The organism is Klebsiella sp. NPDC088457 (assembly GCF_044900465.1).
Lineage (GTDB): Bacteria > Pseudomonadota > Gammaproteobacteria > Enterobacterales > Enterobacteriaceae > Klebsiella.
Genome location: NZ_JBJDNH010000008.1, coordinates 1 through 16,683, shown reverse-complemented (window position 1 = coordinate 16,683; position 16,683 = coordinate 1). Strand labels below are relative to the sequence as shown.

The window sequence follows — 16,683 nt, the reverse complement described above, 5'->3', positions numbered from 1 at the left end:
CTCGGAACTATCCCTGCTGCGCGCTGCGGCAGTGACGGCGATATTCGGAAGGCGAGCGCTCGGTGTAACGCTTAAATACCCGGCAAAAATAGTTGCTGTCGACAAACCCGCAGTTGTGGGCGATCTCTTTGACCTTTAAGTCATAGCCGCGCAATAGCTTCTTGGCCTGCTCGAGGCGGACGCTGGTCAGGTATTCATTAAAGCCGACGGAACCTGATTTCTGGAAAATATGCGAGAGATAATTCGGCGTGATGTGAAAGCGCTTCGCTACCGATTCGCGGGTGAGCGGCTGGCGGAGATTCTCCTCGAGATAATCCTGCACCGCCATAAACAGATCGCGACTGCGGCTGACCCGCATTTCAAGTCCCACCAGCTGCTCCAGGCAGTGGCTAAGCAAAGCCGACACCACCAGCCTGGCGGTGACCGGGTCCGGCTGCAGGCAGATTTCATTCAGGGCCAGCAGCAGATAGGAGCCGACGCGGGGGCCAAGACGGGCGACGTTTTGCTTCCCGGTACGCAGCTGCTTGCCATCCCAGCGCTGGATACAGAACCCCAGCTTTTGCCTGCCGAATAAGATACTCAACGTTGAGGCCGGGCCGGTCCACTGCGGTAGCGTCCATTTTCCCGCCTGTACATACAGCACCTGCGAGGTGGACAGCAGCGCATCGGACAACGGTAAACCGTGCTCCCGCAGCTCGCCTTCGAGCACGATCTCCAGACGCGGAAAAGGGACCTTGTAAGCCAGCTCCGGGACGGAAATATCCGGCTCAGGGAATCGGACCTGCAGTTTCTCTTTCTGATGGACCAGGCGATTCAATATGTCCGGCAGATCTTCAATCATCCCATAACCCCGAATAAGAACTATTATCCTGTTGATTATAATCTATTTTATAACGGCTAACCTCTTATGGATCGCTTTACGCGGAGCGGATTAGCCCGCATCCGGCAGGCGAGCGGTAGAATTTGATGGTAGTCACACTTTGCTCTCCCGCGTACGGATGTCCAGTTTTTCGTAGGAATCGCCTCATGTATTTCCCCTGGCCGACGTTTAGAGTTTATTTCGTGTTATCGAAAGGTTAAGGAAAATAACTATGGAACCACAATCTGCCGTTTATCTCGATGCGCTCGGCGCCAATATCGCGCTATCCACAAAGATGAAACACGAGCTGGATACCCTCGGATATACCGTTGTGCCGCATGTCGCTGACCCGGAATGGCTGGCAGCGATGCGCGACCTTATCGACGCTATCGTCGAGCGAGAGGGGGATAATCTGGCCATCGAACACCATCAGGAGGCCACGGCGACGCGTATTGCCAATCTGATTAACAAAGGGGCTATCTGGGAGAAAGTATGGTCCCACCCGCTGGTGCTTTCGGCCTGTCGCTATGTGTTCCAGGGAGACTTTAAAGTCTCGAGTCTCAATGCGCGAGAAGCGCTGGTTAACGGTGGTCACCAGCCGCTGCATGCGGACTGGAAAAAGCCGCGCCCGGATTTTCCGAAAGTGCATCTGGTGAATACCATCTGGGCTATTGATGATCTCAGCGCCGAAAATGGCGCGCCGCGGATCATCCCCGGGACGCACCTGCGCCCGGAACTGCCGGAAGATGTGCTGGACGACCCGGAACTGGCGCATCCTGATGAAGTGGTGTTTGCCGCCCCGGCGGGCAGCGTGATGATTTATAACGCCCATACCTGGCACGGCGGGACCTGCAACAGAATCGGCAGCAGAAGGCGCGTGCTGCATGGTTTATATATCGACAGACAGGATACTGCCCAGCAGGATCAACAGCGCTGGATTAGGCCGGAAACCGCAAGCCGCCTGACGCCTGCGCAAAAATGGTTGCTTGATGTCGAGTGAATCGGCAAAAGGCCAGGCTGGTTCAGGTAAACCAGCCTGGCTCAGCCGGTGCTCAATCAGGGGATATCGACGCTGACCACCGGCTTTTTCATCACCTGTTTAATCGCCTCCACGATGTGCTGCGGCTGGAGCAAAAACGTTTTGATGCTGGTTTTCACCGTTCGGACGCCGCAAAACCGCTGGCCGTCGTCGATTTCAATATCGGTGACCAGCAGGACGACATCGGCATGGGCAATATCGTCGGGCGTAATTTTATGCTCAATGCCTAACGCGCCCTGAGTCTCGATTTTGATCTGCCATTTCTCATGGTGAGCCAACTTTTCCAGACGTTCCGCCGCCATATAGGTATGGGCCACGCCGCTTACGCAGGCGGTGACGGCGACAATCTTGAGTTCCATAGCATCCTCCGGATATTAACCACCGACGGTTACGCGAAAACCGGCTTGTTCGGCCATGGTTTTAAACACCGCTATCTCTGACGCCGACGGCGGACTTATCTTCGCCATCGCCCACGTTTTGCCCAGCAGCTGATATTTCGGTTCGCCATACTGATGGAACGGCAGCAGGTGAATGTCGGGCAGTTTAAACGGCGCCAGGAAGGTCAGAATATTGTTGAAATTCTCTTCGCTCAGGGTAAACCCGGGAATTAACGGCACTCTGGGGATAACGCGAACACCGGCCGCCGCCAGTTGGCTGAAGTTGGCTAAAACGCGCGCGCTGTCCATCGATAGCCGTGCCCGGGCCTGCTCCGGGTCGATGATTTTCAGGTCAAACAGCACTTCATCGCACTCGCGTGCAAGCGCGTAAACGCGGCTGAAGGCCGCGTCACCCGCGGTTTCTATCGCCGTGCTGATCCCCCACTGCCGCAAGGTGTGCAGAAAGCGGCTGGCGAATCCGGCCTGCATTAACACCTCGCCGCCCGAGAGGGTGACGCCGCCGCCGGAGGTGCGGAAGAAGATCTCATCTTTTAGCACTTCTTCGAGTAACGCTGCGTGGGTGACATCGCGACCAATCTGCTGCCACGCGCCGGAGGGGCACTCATCCATGTCTTGCTGGCAACGCGCGCAGTGCAGGCATGTGCTTTCCCGCCGCACGGTTTCGATTTTTGCTGAAATAGATTCCGGATTGGCGCACCACGGGCAGGTATGCGGGCAGCCTTTAAAAAAAATGACGGTTCTGATCCCCTGACCATCGTTCAGAGAGTAGCGCTGGATATTGAAAATGCGCGCCCTGTCGGCGCGCGTATCCATAACCTCACAGCTGATGCGTGGTGCGGTGGATAATGTCATCCTGAATCTCCTTTGATAGCTCGACAAAGAAGGCGCTGTAGCCCGCGACGCGTACCACCAGTCCGGCGAAATCCTGCGGACGCCGCTGCGCTTCGCGCAAGGTGTCGGCATTGACCACGTTAAACTGAATGTGCTGAAGCTTCAGCTTGGTGAAGGCCTGTAAAAAATCCGCCAGCTTATGCAGCCCGCCATCCCCGCTCAGGGTCGCGGGAGTGAACTTCACGTTGAGCAGCGTGCCGTTGGAGAGCAGGTAGTTATCCAGCTTGCTGACCGATTTCAGTACCGCCGTTGGCCCCTGAGAGTCCTGGCCGACCATCGGCGACAGCCCACCGTCGGCAAGCTGCTCGCCGGCCAGACGGCCATCCGGCGTGGCCCCGACAACGGAGCCCAGCGGTACGTGCGCCGATACGGTGTACGACCCCGGAGTGAAATGTCCGCCGCGCGGGTTGCGGTACTGTTCAACCTCTTTGCAGTAAAACCGCAGCAGGTCGGCGCTGATATTGTCGACTTTATCGATATCATTGCCATATTTCTCAAAACGATGAATCAGACGGGCGCGAATTTTTTCACCTTCCGGCGTCTGAAAATTGGCTTTGAGGACCTGGAGCAGTTCATCGAAGCTAAGGCGTTGCTGGTCAAAAACCATCCCTTTCAGCGCATGCAGCGAATCGCTGAGGTTGGCGATGCCGATTCCCTGAACGCCGGAGAAATTGTAGCGTGCGCCGCCTTCGGTGATATCTTTGCCGTGCTGAACGCAGTCCCGCACAAATGAGGAGAGCAGGGGAACCGGCGCCTGGTCCCGGTGGCCGAGATCGCAAATATTGCTGCCTTCGACCATCAGCTTGATGTAATAGCGAATTTTAGCGCGGATCTGCCCAAGCAACCCTTGCCAGCTGATATCGGCATTGCCTTCATTTTCCAGCATCACGATCTCCATCACCTTCAGCAGGTTGAACATCGCAATATCATGCAGGCCGTAGGTGCGCCCGGGGATGGAGAGTTCGACGCAGCCCACGACGGCATAATCTCGCGCATCTTCCAGCGAGACGCCGCGATTAAGAAATGCCGGGATGACCACTTCATCGTTGAAAATTTGCGGGATCCCGGTGCCTAAACGGATCGTTTCCGCCGTTTTGTGCAGGAACGGGCGGTCGATCAGTTCATTGACCCGAACCCCGAGGTTAGGCTGCGGCAGCCTGACGTTCTGATAGGCGTCGAGCGCGAGGAAGGAAAGCACGTTGACCGCGCTGCGCCCGGTTTCGCTCAGGCCGCCGAGCAGCGCGGTATAGCCGGTCGGGAACCCGGCAAAATAGCGGGCGCTGCTGGATGAGCGCAGCAGAACGATATCGTTGCATTTGACCCACAGCGATTCGAGCAGCGCTTTCAGGAACGCGGGATCCTGTCCGCGATTTAGCGACGTCTGGTAGAACGGCAGCATATATTGATCAAAACGCCCCAGTGAAATAGAGCTGGCGTTGGACTCGTATTGCAAAATGATGTTCATGTACCAGAACAGCTGGCAGGCCTGCCAGAAATCTTCCGGGCGATGTACCGCATTATGGCGCGAAATGTCGGCGATCGTCTCCAGCTCCCGGCGGCGCTGCGAATTATCGCAGCCGCGGGCCATCTCGTCGGCAAGCGTGGCGTAGCGCAGCATATGGCGCTGCGAAGCTTCTAGCACGATCAGCGCCGCCTGATAAAAGTGGTTCTGCGGATGCCGGCGGGTCAGGGTTTGCATTTCCGTCACCAGCGCCGCCAGCCCCTTATTTAACAGCCGGGGATAATCAATAATGATATGGCCCTGGCCCTTGTCGGTTTGGTTGATGCTGAAAATCTGCGTGCTTACCGCCTCTGTCACTTCGGCGGTCATCCGGCCATTAATAACGTCTTTCATCGAGCGTTGTTCCCAGTAGGGGAACAGCTCTTCACGATAAATGCGCTTATCCTCTGCGCTGATGGCGAAGCGATCCTGGGCCCGGGTCGGGAACTGCTCCAGCTCGTTGAGTAACCAGTAAGGATCCATCTCCGGCGAGACGATCCCGGCGCGCGGTTTGATGGTGCGGTTTCCGGCTATCAGTTCGTCGTCACGTATTGAAATCTGGACATGGTCAAGGATCCACGCGGTGGCCTTCGCCCGGCGAAGCATCACCGGCTCGCCCCCGGTCTGTTTATGACTTGCGGTGTATAGCAGGGCGCGCTCAAGAGAGATTTCCCGGGGTTGGGCAAACAGGCTGTCTATTAAACGTTGGGTGCGATTGGTCATGACTCACTCCATGTAAGCGCCTCTCTCAGCAGGCTAATTGGCCCATGCGATGATGGCGCCTGCTGAGCCAGGCGCTGAGTCTTGCGCAGCTTCGCCGCGCGTTATTCAGGCCTTCTGTGCAAGGTGGCTATCGATTTTGTTCATGATGGCGTCGGCGCGTTTCACCGCATCGCTGATATTGACGCGGACGATGGTTTTACCGGCGAAACGTTCTTCGAACTTGATACCGATATCTTTGGTCAGGATAACCATATCGGCGCTGGCGACATCGTCCGCCGACAGTTCGTTCTCAATGCCGATGGAGCCCTGGGTCTCGACTTTGACCTGCCAGCCTTTGGCTTTGGCGGCGCTTTCCAGCGCTTCAGCGGCCATATAGGTGTGGGCAACGCCCGACGGGCATGCGGTAACGGCGATGATTTTAGTCATAGAATTTTCCTTCCAGCGTTTCAGTTAATTTCGAAATCCAGATCCAGCTCGTCGTCGGCCCTGGCTTCTGACGCTTTCTTTTTAGTCAGCGCTTTGAGCATGATGACGCTGGCGGCGCTGACAAATGCCCCGACCAGCAGGCCAACGATAAACCCGCCTTTCCCCTCGACGACCGGCAGGACAATCAGTCCGCCCCAGCCGGCGTAACACTGAACGCCAAGCAGAGCGGTCGCTGCACAGCCGCTGGCGGCGCCGATCATGATTGACGGGATAACGCGCAGCGGATCGGCGGCGGCGAAGGGGATCGCCCCCTCGGAGACGCCGACGCAGCCCATCACCAGCGCGGCTTTCCCCGTTTCACGCTCCTCCGGGGTGAAGTATTTGCGGCCAATCAGGGTCGCCAGGCCTATGCCCAGCGGCGGGACGGCGATACCGACCGCCGCGATGGCGACCACGCTATAGACCCCTTGCGAAACGCAAATCAGCATGAAGGCGTAGGCCACTTTATTGACCGGGCCACCCATGTCGAAGGCCAGCATCAGGCCCATGATGATGGCGAGTAGCACGATGCTGCCCTCGCGCATTCCCTGCAACCAGCTGGTCAGACTGACGGTTAGCGCGCCGATGGGTTCACCCAGACCCCACATCATGATCCCGGCGGTAATGAAGGTGCCGACGATCGGGATGACAAAAATTGGCATCACGGAGCGCAGCACTTTATGCACCGGGATCTTCTTCAGGTAATAGACCACCAGCCCGCCGATCATCCCGGCAATCAGGGCGCCGAAAAAACCGGCGCCAAAGCTGTTGCCAACCCATGCGCCAATGGCGCATGGGGCCAGCGCCGCGCGGTCGGAAATGGAATAGCCGATATAGGCCGCCAGAAAAGGCACCATCAGCGTCAGGCCGGCGACGCCAATATCAAACAGTTTTTTCAGGTTGGGATCGGTTGCGGCGTCGGGGACGGCACCCTTGCCGTATAACATCACGGAGACCGCGAGCAGGATCCCGCCGGAGACAACAAAGGGAATCATGTGTGAGACGCCGGTCATGAGATGCTGGCGTGTATTTTTTAGTATTTGCACCAGTTCGTTCATTGCTTGCTCCTGAGCGGGATATCGCTCGTGACAGTATTGATGCCTCAACAGTAGGAAAACGGCGGCGGAGAAAATAGTAGAGAAAAAGTGCATTTACTGGATATTTGTAAGATGCGAATGAAATTGCGATCCACCTCAAATCTTCATGTTGTCGGGTGATAGTTGCGGCAGAATGCCCGATTTGTGACGCGGAACGAAAAAAAGAGCGCTGTGTACAATTATCCAGTAATTGAGTGTTTTTTCGCGTAGTCCCGGCGACGCGCTTTCATTACTTTTGAGTCATTAACCTATTGCTCAGGAGAGAGGCGATGGCTCAGGTCATTAACTTCATATGCGATTTGCCCAATGGCGTACACGCCCGCCCGGCCAGTCTGGTGGAAACGTTGTGTAATACATTTTCATCTTCTGTTGAGTGGTTGAACCGCCGCAGCGATCTCCGCGGCAATGCCAAAAGCGCGTTGGCGATTATCGGCACCAACACCATTAAAGGTGATGAATGTCAGTTAATTATCAGCGGTGACGATGAACAGCAGGCCTTTACTACGCTGTCGGCATTTATGCAGGAGCAATTTCCCTACTGCGACGCGCCGTTGCCGGCGGGGGACAGCATGGATATTCAGCCGATACCTGAATCGCTATCCCGTCTCAACCCGACCTTATTTCATGCGCTGCCGGTGTGCGCCGGCAGCGCGGGCGGCACGCTGACCCATCTGAAAGCGTTTGATCTGCGCGACTCAGGAACGCTGCCCGCTGCCGGGAATATTGAGCAGGAGCAGGCGCAGCTGGATAAAGGCCTGCAGCTGCTGGTCAAAAATATTGAACTGCGATTGCTGGATAACGACGGAACCGCCAGCGCCATTCTTGATGCGCATCGCTCGCTGGCGACGGATGCTTCCCTGCGTCAGCATCTGCTCGGCGGGTTGCTGACCGGCCTGAGCTGCGCGCAGGCGATCGTCGCCAGCGGCGAACATTTCTGCGCGCAGTTCCGCGACTCCGGCAACCGCTATTTACAGGAGCGCGTGCTGGACGTGCGCGATATCTGTTTCCAGCTGCTGCAGCATATTTATGGCGAGTCCCGCTTCCCGGCACCGGGTCAGCTGACTGAGCCCGCTATTTGCCTTGCCGACGAGCTCACGCCGGGTCAGTTTCTTGAGCTGGATAAAACGCTGCTGAAAGGGCTGCTGCTGTGCTGCGGAGGGACTACCTCGCATACGGTGATTCTGGCGCGTTCGTTTAATATTCCAACACTGGTTGGCGTTGAGATGGCGGCGCTGCAGCCGTGGGTCGGCCAGCCGGTGTATATCGACGGCAATGCCGGGCTGGTGGCGGTCAATCCGGATGAGGCGCTCACGCGCTACTATCGTCAGGAAGCCTGGGTTGCGGCGCAAATTCGCAGCCAGCAGCAGGCGTGGCTGGATAAAGAAGGGCTCAGCAAAGATGGCATGCGGCTGGAAGTGGCGGCGAATATCGCCCACTCCGTTGAAGCCGCCGCGGCCTTTGACAACGGGGCGCAGGCGATAGGGCTGTTCCGCACCGAAATGCTGTATATGGACCGCCCCAACGCGCCGTCAGAGGACGAACTGTATAACATTTTCTGCCAGGCGCTGGAGCCGGCTAACGGCCGCAGTATCATCATCCGCACCATGGACATCGGAGGAGATAAGCCGGTGGCGTATCTTAACATTCCGGTGGAAAACAATCCCTTCCTCGGCTATCGCGCGGTGCGTATTTACGAAGAGTATCAGGCGCTGTTCCGCACCCAGCTCAGGGCCATTCTGCGCGCCTCGGCGCACGGCTCGCTGAAAATTATGATCCCGATGATCTCCTCGATGGAAGAGATTCTGTGGGTGAAAGACCAACTGGCCGACGCCAGGCAATCGCTGCGCGATGAGCATATCCCGTTTGATGAGAAGATCCCGTTCGGCATCATGCTGGAAGTGCCCTCGGTGATGTTTATCATCGACCAGTGTTGTGAAAAAATTGATTTTTTTAGTATCGGTAGCAACGACCTGACGCAATATCTGCTGGCGGTGGATCGCGATAACAGCAAGGTGACCCGCCACTACAATAGCCTGAACCCGGCATTTCTGCGCGCGCTGGACTATGCCGTACAGGCGGTGCATCGCCAGGGTAAGTGGATTGGCCTGTGCGGCGAGCTGGGGGCGAAAGGTTCGGTCCTGCCGCTGTTGGTCGGACTGGGGCTGGACGAGCTGAGCATGAGCGCGCCGTCGATACCGGCCACGAAAGCCCGTCTGGCTCAGCTGGACAGCCGGGCCTGTCGCCAGCTGCTAAACCAGGCCATGCAGTGTCGCACCTCGCTGGAGGTGGAACATTTACTCGCCCGCTTCCGTATGACTCAGCAGGATGCGCCGCTGATTACCGCGCAGTGCATCACCCTGAACAGCGACTGGCGCAGTAAAGAGGAGGTGATGAAAGGCATGACCGACAATCTGCTGCTGGCGGGGCGTTGCCGCTATCCGCGTAAGCTGGAGGCCGATCTGTGGGCCCGCGAGGCGGTGTTCTCCACCGGGTTAGGCTTCAGCTTTGCGATACCGCACAGTAAATCAGAGCATATTGAGCAGTCGACCATCAGCGTGGCGCGCCTCGCCCAGCCGGTGGCATGGGGCGATGATGAGGCACAATTTGTGATCATGCTCACGCTGAACAAGCACGCGGCCGGGGATCAGCATATGCGCATCTTCTCGCGTCTGGCGCGGCGCATTATGCATGAAGCGTTTCGCCGTGCCCTGGTAACCGCCGACAGCAGCGAGGCTATCGCCACGTTATTGCAGCATGAGCTGGAGCTATAGTTCCCCCCGGCGGCGCGGCGCCACCGGGGATGTAGGTTATTGCAGAATCGCCTGGCAAATGGCTTCGCTGACCTGCCGGGTAGAGGCATCCCCTTTCATATCCGGCGTTTTCGGGCCGCGGGCGATAACCTGCTCAATGGCCGCCAGAATGCCGTTATGCGCCGCCTGGTAGCGCGCGTCGCCCGCGCCGAGGAAATCGAGCATCATCGCGCCAGCCCAGATGGTGGCAATCGGGTTGGCGATGTTTTTACCATAGATATCCGGCGCTGAGCCGTGTACCGGCTCGAACAGCGACGGGAAGGTGCGCTCGGGGTTCAGGTTTGCCGAAGGGGCGATACCGATGGTGCCGGTGCAGGCCGGGCCGAGGTCGGACAGAATATCGCCGAACAGGTTTGAGCCGACCACCACGTCGAAGCGTTCCGGCTGCAGGACGAAACGGGCGCACAGGATATCGATATGCTGCTTGTCCCAGTGAATATCGGGATAATGGCGGGCCATGGCCTCCACCCGCTCATCCCAGTAGGGCATGCTGATCGCCAGGCCGTTGGATTTGGTGGCCGAGGTCAGCGTTTTACGCGGGCGGCTCTGCGCCAGTTCAAAGGCGTAACGCAGGATCCGGTCTACGCCGCGGCGGGTGAAGACCGACTCCTGAATCACCAGTTCATGCTCGGTGCCGGGGTTGACGCGACCGCCGAGGGAAGAGTATTCGCCTTCGGTATTTTCACGAACGACATAGAAATCAATATCCCCGGCCTGTTTACCCGCCAGCGGGCAGGGGACGCCGGGAAACAGGCGCACCGGACGCAGGTTGACGTACTGATCGAACTCGCGGCGAAATTTGAGCAGCGACCCCCACAGGGAGACGTGATCCGGCACGGTGTCGGGCCAGCCGACGGCGCCGAAATAGAGAGCATCAAAGGTTTTAAGCTGTTGATGCCAGTCGTCGGGCATCATTTTGCCGTGGCGGGCATAATAGTCGCAGCTGGCCCATTCAATCTGCTCAAAGCTTAATGCCAGATCCCAACGTTGCGCCGCGGCTTGTAATACGCGAATGCCCTCAGGAAGCACTTCTTGACCAATCCCGTCTCCGGGGATGGCGGCAATACGACAGGTTTTCTTCATACCGGTTCTCACTTATCAACCATCAAAATTGACTTCCCCCTTATCCTATAATTGACTGCTTCATAATTAATCATGCTAACTGGTGAAACATAAAACACAGATCATGAACAATCTGCCGCTGCTAAATGATTTACGCGTGTTTATGCGGGTTGCCCGTCGCGCCGGATTTGCCTCCGTCGCCGAAGAGCTCGGCGTTTCTCCCGCCTTCGTCAGTAAACGCATTGCGTTGCTGGAGCAGACGCTGAATGTGGTATTGCTGCATCGCACCACCCGGCGGGTGACCATTACCGAGGAGGGGGAGCGCATCTATGAATGGGCGCAGCGTATTTTGCAGGATGTGGACCAGATGATGGATGAACTGTCCGATGTACGCCAGGTGCCGCAGGGTACGCTGCGGATTATCAGCAGTTTTGGCTTCGGCCGCCGGGTGGTCGCCCCCGCGCTGTCGGCGCTGGCCCGTCAGTATCCTCAGCTGGAGCTGCGTTTCGATGTCGCAGACCGGCTGGTGGATTTGGTGAACGAAGGCGTCGATCTCGATATTCGCGTCGGTGATGATATTGCCCCTAATCTGATTGCCCGCAAACTGGCGACCAACCAGCGGATTCTCTGCGCTTCGCCGGCGTTTCTGGCCCGCTATCCGCAGCCCAGGCAGCTCAGCGATCTGGCGACCTTGCCCTGTCTGGTGATTAAAGAGCGCGATCGGCCCTTTGGCGTGTGGCAACTGCATGGGAAGGAGGGAGAACAGGCCATCAAGGTGACCGGCCCGCTCTCCTCTAACCACGGGGAGATCGTGCATCAGTGGTGTCTGGATGGGCAGGGCATCTCTTTGCGATCGTGGTGGGACGTGAGTGAGAATATTGCCAGCGGGCATCTGGTGCATCTGCTGCCAGAGTATTATCAACCGGCTAACATCTGGGCGGTATATGTCTCGCGGCTGGCGACCTCGGCGAAAATTCGAACCACGGTGGAGTTTTTACGTCACTACTTTCAGCAGCACTATCCGCAGCAGTGTGTTGCCAGCGGCGACGTCAGGTAAGGTCGCGTCGCCGAGGGCAGGCGCCGTCGGCGACACGGGGAGCGTTAATCCCGGATGACGTTTTGCAAAATGGTCAGCGCGCTGGCGAACTGCGCATCGGGGATGGTTAACGGATAGAGGAAGCGAATCACGTTGCCGTACTGGCCGCAGGTCAGCAGCAGCAACCCCTGTTCCAGCGCCCGTTGCTGAATTTTCTGCGCCAGCGCTGGGCAAGGTTCGCCGGTCGCCGGGTCAACGAACTCGGCGGCAATCATCGATCCCACGCCGCGCACTTCCGCCAGCCCCGGGCACCCGCTCTTCGCCTCATTGAGGGCGGCGGTTAAACGCTTCCCCAGCCGCCGGGCGCGCGCGCAGAGCGCTTCCTGGTCGATGATGTCCAGCACCGCGTGGGCCGCGGCCACCGCCAGCGGGTTACCGGCATAGGTCCCGCCCAGGCCGCCCGGCGCGGGCGCATCCATGATCTGCGCGTTGCCCACCACGCCGGACAGCGGCATGCCACCGGCCAGGCTTTTGGCCATCGTCAGCAGATCCGGCCTCTCGGCATAATGGTCCATGGCGAAGAGTTTGCCGGTACGGGCAAATCCGCTTTGTACCTCATCGGCGATCATCACAATCCCGTGCTCATCGCAGATGCGGCGAATGGCGGCAACCAGCTCAGGCGGCGCCACGTTAAAACCGCCTTCGCCCTGTACCGGCTCAAAAATAATCGCGGCGACCTGACTGGCTGCAATATCGGCTTTAAACAGGCGTTCGATAGCGGTAATTGCATCCTGGGTGCCGATCCCCTGCTGAACTGAGGGATAAGGCGCGTGATAAACGGAACCCGGGAAGGGGCCAAAGCCCAGCTTATATGGCGCGACTTTGCCGGTCAGCGCCATGGTCATATAGGTGCGCCCGTGGAAGCCGCCGCCAAAGGCGATAATCCCCGGGCGCCCGGTGTGGGCGCGGGCGATTTTAATTGCGTTTTCTACCGCTTCTGCGCCGGTAGAAAAGAAGGCGGTTTTCGCCGGGCCGGTGACCGGGGCCAGTTCGTTAAGCTTCTCAGCCAGTGAAACATAGCTCTCGTAGGGGACAATCTGATAGGCGGTATGGGTAAAGCGCTGCAGCTGTTGCTGCACCGCGGCGACCAGCGCAGGGTGGCGATGCCCGGTATTGAGCACCGCAATCCCGGCGGCAAAATCGATATACTCCTGGCCTTCGACATCGGTCAGCGTCGCATTTTCAGCGGACCGGGCGAAGAACTGACACATGACGCCCACCCCGCGTGGGGTGGCGGAAAGACGACGTCGATGAAATTCGCTGTTGCTCATGGTTAATACCCTTAGTTAAACATCATTACCTGGACCTGCGGGCAAACTTACACCCCGAGACGGTCGCGCAAGCTGTAGTACGCCGCGCCCATCGCGGTAAACGGAATACGCAGGCTCCGGCCGCCCGGGAACGGATAGTGCGGCAGGTTGGCAAAGGCGTCGAAGCGCTCGGCGTCACCGCGCAGCAGCTCGGAAATCAGGCGGCCGGCGAGGTGGGTACAGGTCACGCCGTGGCCGCTGTAGCCCTGCATGTAATAGATGTTTTTGTCCAGGCGGCCGAACTGCGGCATCCTTGAGAGCGTCAGCAGGAAGTTGCCGGTCCAGCGATAATCGATTTTCACCCCTTTCAGCTGCGGGAAAGTCTTCAGCAGCTTTGGCAGAATCAGGCGTTCGACGTCATCCGGATCGCGGGCGCCGTAGACCACGCCGCCGCCGTACAGCAGGCGGTTATCGCCGGTCAGACGGTAGTAGTCCAGCAGGTAGTTACAGTCTTCCACGCAGTAGTTTTGCGGGATCAGCGAGCGGGCCACGTCCGCGGACAGCGGCTCGGTGGTCACCACCTGGGTGCCGCACGGCATGCTGCGTTTTGCCAGTTCCGGCTCGATTTTATCGCCCAGGTAGGCATTACCGGCGACGATGACGTAGCGCGCGGTCACCTGACCGTGGGCGGTGGTGACCACCGCCGGGCTGGTGTGCTGAATCCGGGTGACCGGCGACTGCTCGTAAACCCGGCCGCCGTTCAGCCGGATGGCATCCGCCTCGCCGATGGCCAGATTCAGGGGATGAATATGGCCACCGCTGCGATCGAGCAGGGCGCCGGTATAGCGATCGCTGTTCACTTCGCGGCGAATGGCGCTGGCGTCCAGCAGCTCCAGCTGGCTATTGCCGTAGCGCTCCCAGTTCGCCTTCTGCTCTTCCAGAGTCTCCAGCTGTTTGTGGTTCAGCGCGACAAACAGACCGCCGGGGCGATAGTCGCACTGAATCTGATAGCGCTGGATGCGTTCGCGGATGATCTCGCCGCCTTCGAACATCATGCTGCCGAGCATTTTGGCCGCATCCGGGCCGTAGGTTTTTTCAATGACGTCGATATCGCGGCTGTAGGAGTTAACCAGCTGGCCGCCGTTGCGTCCGCTGGCGCCGAAGCCAATGCGCGCCCCTTCCAGCAGCACCACATCGTAGCCCATTTCGGCCAGATGTAGCGCCGAGGAGAGGCCGGTATAGCCGCCGCCGACAATGCAGACGTCGCAGCTGATCGATTCATTCAGCGCCGGAAAGTGGGCGTATTTGTTGGCGCTGGCGGCGTAATAACTGGTGGTATGTTCGGTCATGATTAAGACTCCAGAGTCATCCAGATCGTTTTCAGTTCGGTGAATTTTTCCAGCGCGTGCAGAGACTTATCGCGTCCGTTGCCGCTTTGCTTATAGCCGCCAAAGGGGACGGTCATGTCACCATCGTTATAGTTGTTTACAAAGACGGAGCCCGCTTTCAGGCGGCGGCTCATGCGGTGGGCGCGGGAGAGGTCGCGCGTCCATACCGCCGCGCCAAGGCCGTAGTGGCTGTCGTTGGCCAGCCGCAAGGCCTCCTCTTCTGAGGCGAAGCGGGTAACCACCAGCACCGGGCCGAAAATCTCTTCCCGGCTCAGGGCGGAGGCCGGATCGACATCGACGAAAATGGTCGGGCCGACGGCGGCCGGCCACGGGTTTTTTCGCCCGTCGACCAGCAGCGTACTTTGACTTTCACCGACGCGAATAAAGCTGTGCACGCTGTCGGCATGGGTGTTATCGATCAGCATACCCATGGTGGTGTTCGGGTCGAGCGGGTTGCCCGGCTGCCAGTGGCGAGCCTGTTCCTGCAGGCGGCGGAGAAACTCATCGGCGATGCTGTCTTCAACCAGCAGGCGGGTCCCGGCGATGCACACCTGGCCCTGGTTATAGAAAATACCGCCGGCGGTGGCGTTGACCGCTGTTTGCAGGTCCGGACAGTCGGCAAAGACGATGTTGGCGCTTTTTCCGCCGGCTTCCAGCCAGACGCGTTTCATATTGCTGTCGCCGGCATCTTTTAATAGCTGCTTGCCGGTACGGGTGGAGCCGGTAAAGGTGATGACCTCGACGTCCGGGTGCAGCGACAGAGCCTGGCCCGCTTCGTGGCCAAACCCGCTGATCACGTTCAGTACGCCGTCCGGCAGCCCGGCCTCTTTCGCCAGGGCGGCAAGACGCAGGGCGGTAAGCGGAGATTTTTCTGAAGGTTTCAGGATCACGCTGTTGCCGGTGGCCAGCGCCGGGCCGAGTTTCCAGCAGGCCAGCAGCAGCGGGAAGTTCCACGGGACCACGGCGGCAATGACCCCCACCGGCTCGCGGACGATCATCGCCAGCTCACCGGCGCCGGTCGGCGCGACTTCGCCATACACTTTGTCGATAGCTTCCGCATACCAGCGGATGGCGCGGGCGGCGCCGGGGATATCGTCGCGCAGGCTGTGGCGGATCGGTTTACCGGTATCCAGGGTCTCCAGCAGCGCCAGCTCTTCACGATGGCTTTCCATCAGGTCGGCCAGCTTATTGAGCACCGCTTTACGCTGCGCCGGCGAGGCCTGCGACCAGTCGCCGCGATCGAACGCTTCGCGCGCGGCCGTGACGGCAAGCTCGACATCGGCTTTTTTCCCGCGGGCAACGTGCGCCAGCGTTTGCTGGGCGGCGGGGTCGATGGTTTCAAAGGTGGTATTATCGACAGCAGAGCAATATTTGCCATTAATAAATAACCGCGTTTCTATCTCGATGCTTTTCGCTTTATCCTGCCACCAGGACAGAGGTTTGAAATCCATATAAGACTCCTTAATCACATAATCGAATAGTGGGCATGACAGACAGCACAGGGCGTAGGGCGTCCCCGGAGTCAGATACCGTCTTAAGCGCGTGTATATTTGCGCGGATTATTGCGGCCAGCAGGAAATAATCTTCCGCACAACGCTGTGTATTATTTGCGTGTTCTTCGCTCCGCCGGAAACAGGGCATCCGACGGAGCAGGCCTGAAGAAAGCCTGAAATATTCTCAGGCTAAAAAATCAGAATGTGGTGGGAGTATGGGCACTGATAATTCGGCAAACGCCTGCCGAGGTATTACTGAAACTGTGCGGTATGCCGGTGTTGATGGCATAGCTTTGCCCAGCAACCAGGTGGTACGCCTGGCCGTTAATCACCAGCACGACTTCACCTTCCAGTATGGTGCCTATCTCTTCACCTTGATGCTTGATCCTCTCCCCGGTTGTGGTTCCAGGCTGGTAAGTTTCAAAAATCATCGCCAGCGTACGGTTCGGATTTCCGTTGTGCACCAGTTTCATCGAAACCCCCTGACTGCCGATTTCGATAAGATCGTCCTGATTAATAACCACCTGCGGTTCATCAGGTTTTTCTGGTTCAGAAAAGAATTCCGATAGCGACAGCCCATAAACTTTCAGCAGCTTTTGCAGCGTACTGAT

Annotated in this window: 14 protein-coding genes; 3 read left to right on the top strand and 11 right to left on the bottom strand. The window is 58.3% G+C overall.

The window, feature by feature from the left end; translation table 11 throughout:
• Positions 1-7: 7 nt before the first annotated feature.
• Entirely contained in the window at positions 8-841 is an 834-nt protein-coding gene (locus ACI2JR_RS06915; protein WP_132727183.1) for a helix-turn-helix transcriptional regulator, read from the bottom strand.
• A gap of 250 nt (positions 842-1,091) precedes the next feature.
• Between ACI2JR_RS06915 and ACI2JR_RS06910 the strand changes: the two genes are divergently transcribed.
• Positions 1,092-1,859 carry a phytanoyl-CoA dioxygenase family protein gene (locus ACI2JR_RS06910; protein ID WP_462478201.1) on the top strand — a complete coding sequence of 256 codons (768 nt, stop codon included), beginning with the start codon at positions 1,092-1,094 and terminating at the stop codon, positions 1,857-1,859.
• A 56-nt stretch (positions 1,860-1,915) separates the two neighbouring features.
• Here the strand turns inward: ACI2JR_RS06910 and ACI2JR_RS06905 are convergent, their stop codons facing one another.
• From ACI2JR_RS06905 to ACI2JR_RS06885, 5 genes are all read right to left on the bottom strand, one after another.
• On the bottom strand, positions 1,916-2,257 hold the full coding sequence (locus tag ACI2JR_RS06905) for a PTS fructose-like transporter subunit IIB (RefSeq protein ID WP_132727177.1): 342 nt from the start codon (positions 2,255-2,257) through the stop codon (positions 1,916-1,918).
• Positions 2,258-2,272: 15 nt separating this feature from the next.
• Positions 2,273-3,148, bottom strand: coding sequence for a [formate-C-acetyltransferase]-activating enzyme (locus tag ACI2JR_RS06900; protein ID WP_462478200.1), 876 nt, complete (start codon positions 3,146-3,148; stop codon positions 2,273-2,275).
• The gene (locus ACI2JR_RS06895; protein WP_462478199.1) at positions 3,114-5,411 is read right to left on the bottom strand and encodes a formate C-acetyltransferase; all 2,298 of its coding nucleotides are present in this window, start codon (positions 5,409-5,411) and stop codon (positions 3,114-3,116) included. The genes ACI2JR_RS06900 and ACI2JR_RS06895 overlap by 35 nt, the downstream gene beginning before the upstream one ends.
• A 105-nt stretch (positions 5,412-5,516) precedes the next feature.
• Entirely contained in the window at positions 5,517-5,837 is a 321-nt protein-coding gene (locus tag ACI2JR_RS06890) for a PTS fructose-like transporter subunit IIB (protein ID WP_462478198.1), read from the bottom strand.
• Between the two features lie 20 nt (positions 5,838-5,857).
• Complete coding sequence (locus tag ACI2JR_RS06885; protein WP_462478197.1) at positions 5,858-6,934, bottom strand: PTS fructose transporter subunit EIIC; 1,077 nt, start codon at positions 6,932-6,934, stop codon at positions 5,858-5,860.
• 308 nt (positions 6,935-7,242) lie between these two features.
• On the opposite strand from ACI2JR_RS06885, the gene ptsP reads away from it, so the two are divergent.
• On the top strand, positions 7,243-9,744 hold the full coding sequence (gene ptsP, locus ACI2JR_RS06880) for a phosphoenolpyruvate--protein phosphotransferase (RefSeq protein WP_462478196.1): 2,502 nt from the start codon (positions 7,243-7,245) through the stop codon (positions 9,742-9,744).
• Between the two features lie 36 nt (positions 9,745-9,780).
• Here the strand turns inward: ptsP and ACI2JR_RS06875 are convergent, their stop codons facing one another.
• Positions 9,781-10,866, bottom strand: a complete 1,086-nt coding sequence (locus ACI2JR_RS06875) for a tartrate dehydrogenase (protein ID WP_462478195.1) — start codon at positions 10,864-10,866, stop codon at positions 9,781-9,783.
• 82 nt (positions 10,867-10,948) lie between these two features.
• On the opposite strand from ACI2JR_RS06875, the gene ACI2JR_RS06870 reads away from it, so the two are divergent.
• The gene (locus ACI2JR_RS06870) at positions 10,949-11,902 is read left to right on the top strand and encodes a LysR substrate-binding domain-containing protein (RefSeq protein WP_165905657.1); all 954 of its coding nucleotides are present in this window, start codon (positions 10,949-10,951) and stop codon (positions 11,900-11,902) included.
• A gap of 44 nt (positions 11,903-11,946) precedes the next feature.
• Here the strand turns inward: ACI2JR_RS06870 and puuE are convergent, their stop codons facing one another.
• From puuE to puuR, 4 genes are all read right to left on the bottom strand, one after another.
• Positions 11,947-13,212 (bottom strand): 4-aminobutyrate transaminase, encoded by a 1,266-nt coding sequence (puuE, locus tag ACI2JR_RS06865; protein ID WP_462478194.1) that lies wholly within the window; start codon positions 13,210-13,212, stop codon positions 11,947-11,949.
• A gap of 47 nt (positions 13,213-13,259) precedes the next feature.
• Entirely contained in the window at positions 13,260-14,540 is a 1,281-nt protein-coding gene (locus ACI2JR_RS06860) for an NAD(P)/FAD-dependent oxidoreductase (RefSeq protein ID WP_462478193.1), read from the bottom strand.
• 2 nt (positions 14,541-14,542) lie between these two features.
• Positions 14,543-16,030: an aldehyde dehydrogenase PuuC gene (gene puuC / locus ACI2JR_RS06855; RefSeq protein WP_462478192.1), complete on the bottom strand. Its 1,488-nt coding sequence runs from the start codon at positions 16,028-16,030 to the stop codon at positions 14,543-14,545.
• Positions 16,031-16,269: 239 nt separating this feature from the next.
• Positions 16,270-16,683, bottom strand: a 414-nt coding sequence (puuR, locus tag ACI2JR_RS06850) for an HTH-type transcriptional regulator PuuR (RefSeq protein ID WP_462478191.1), incomplete at its 5' end; no start/stop codon positions are given.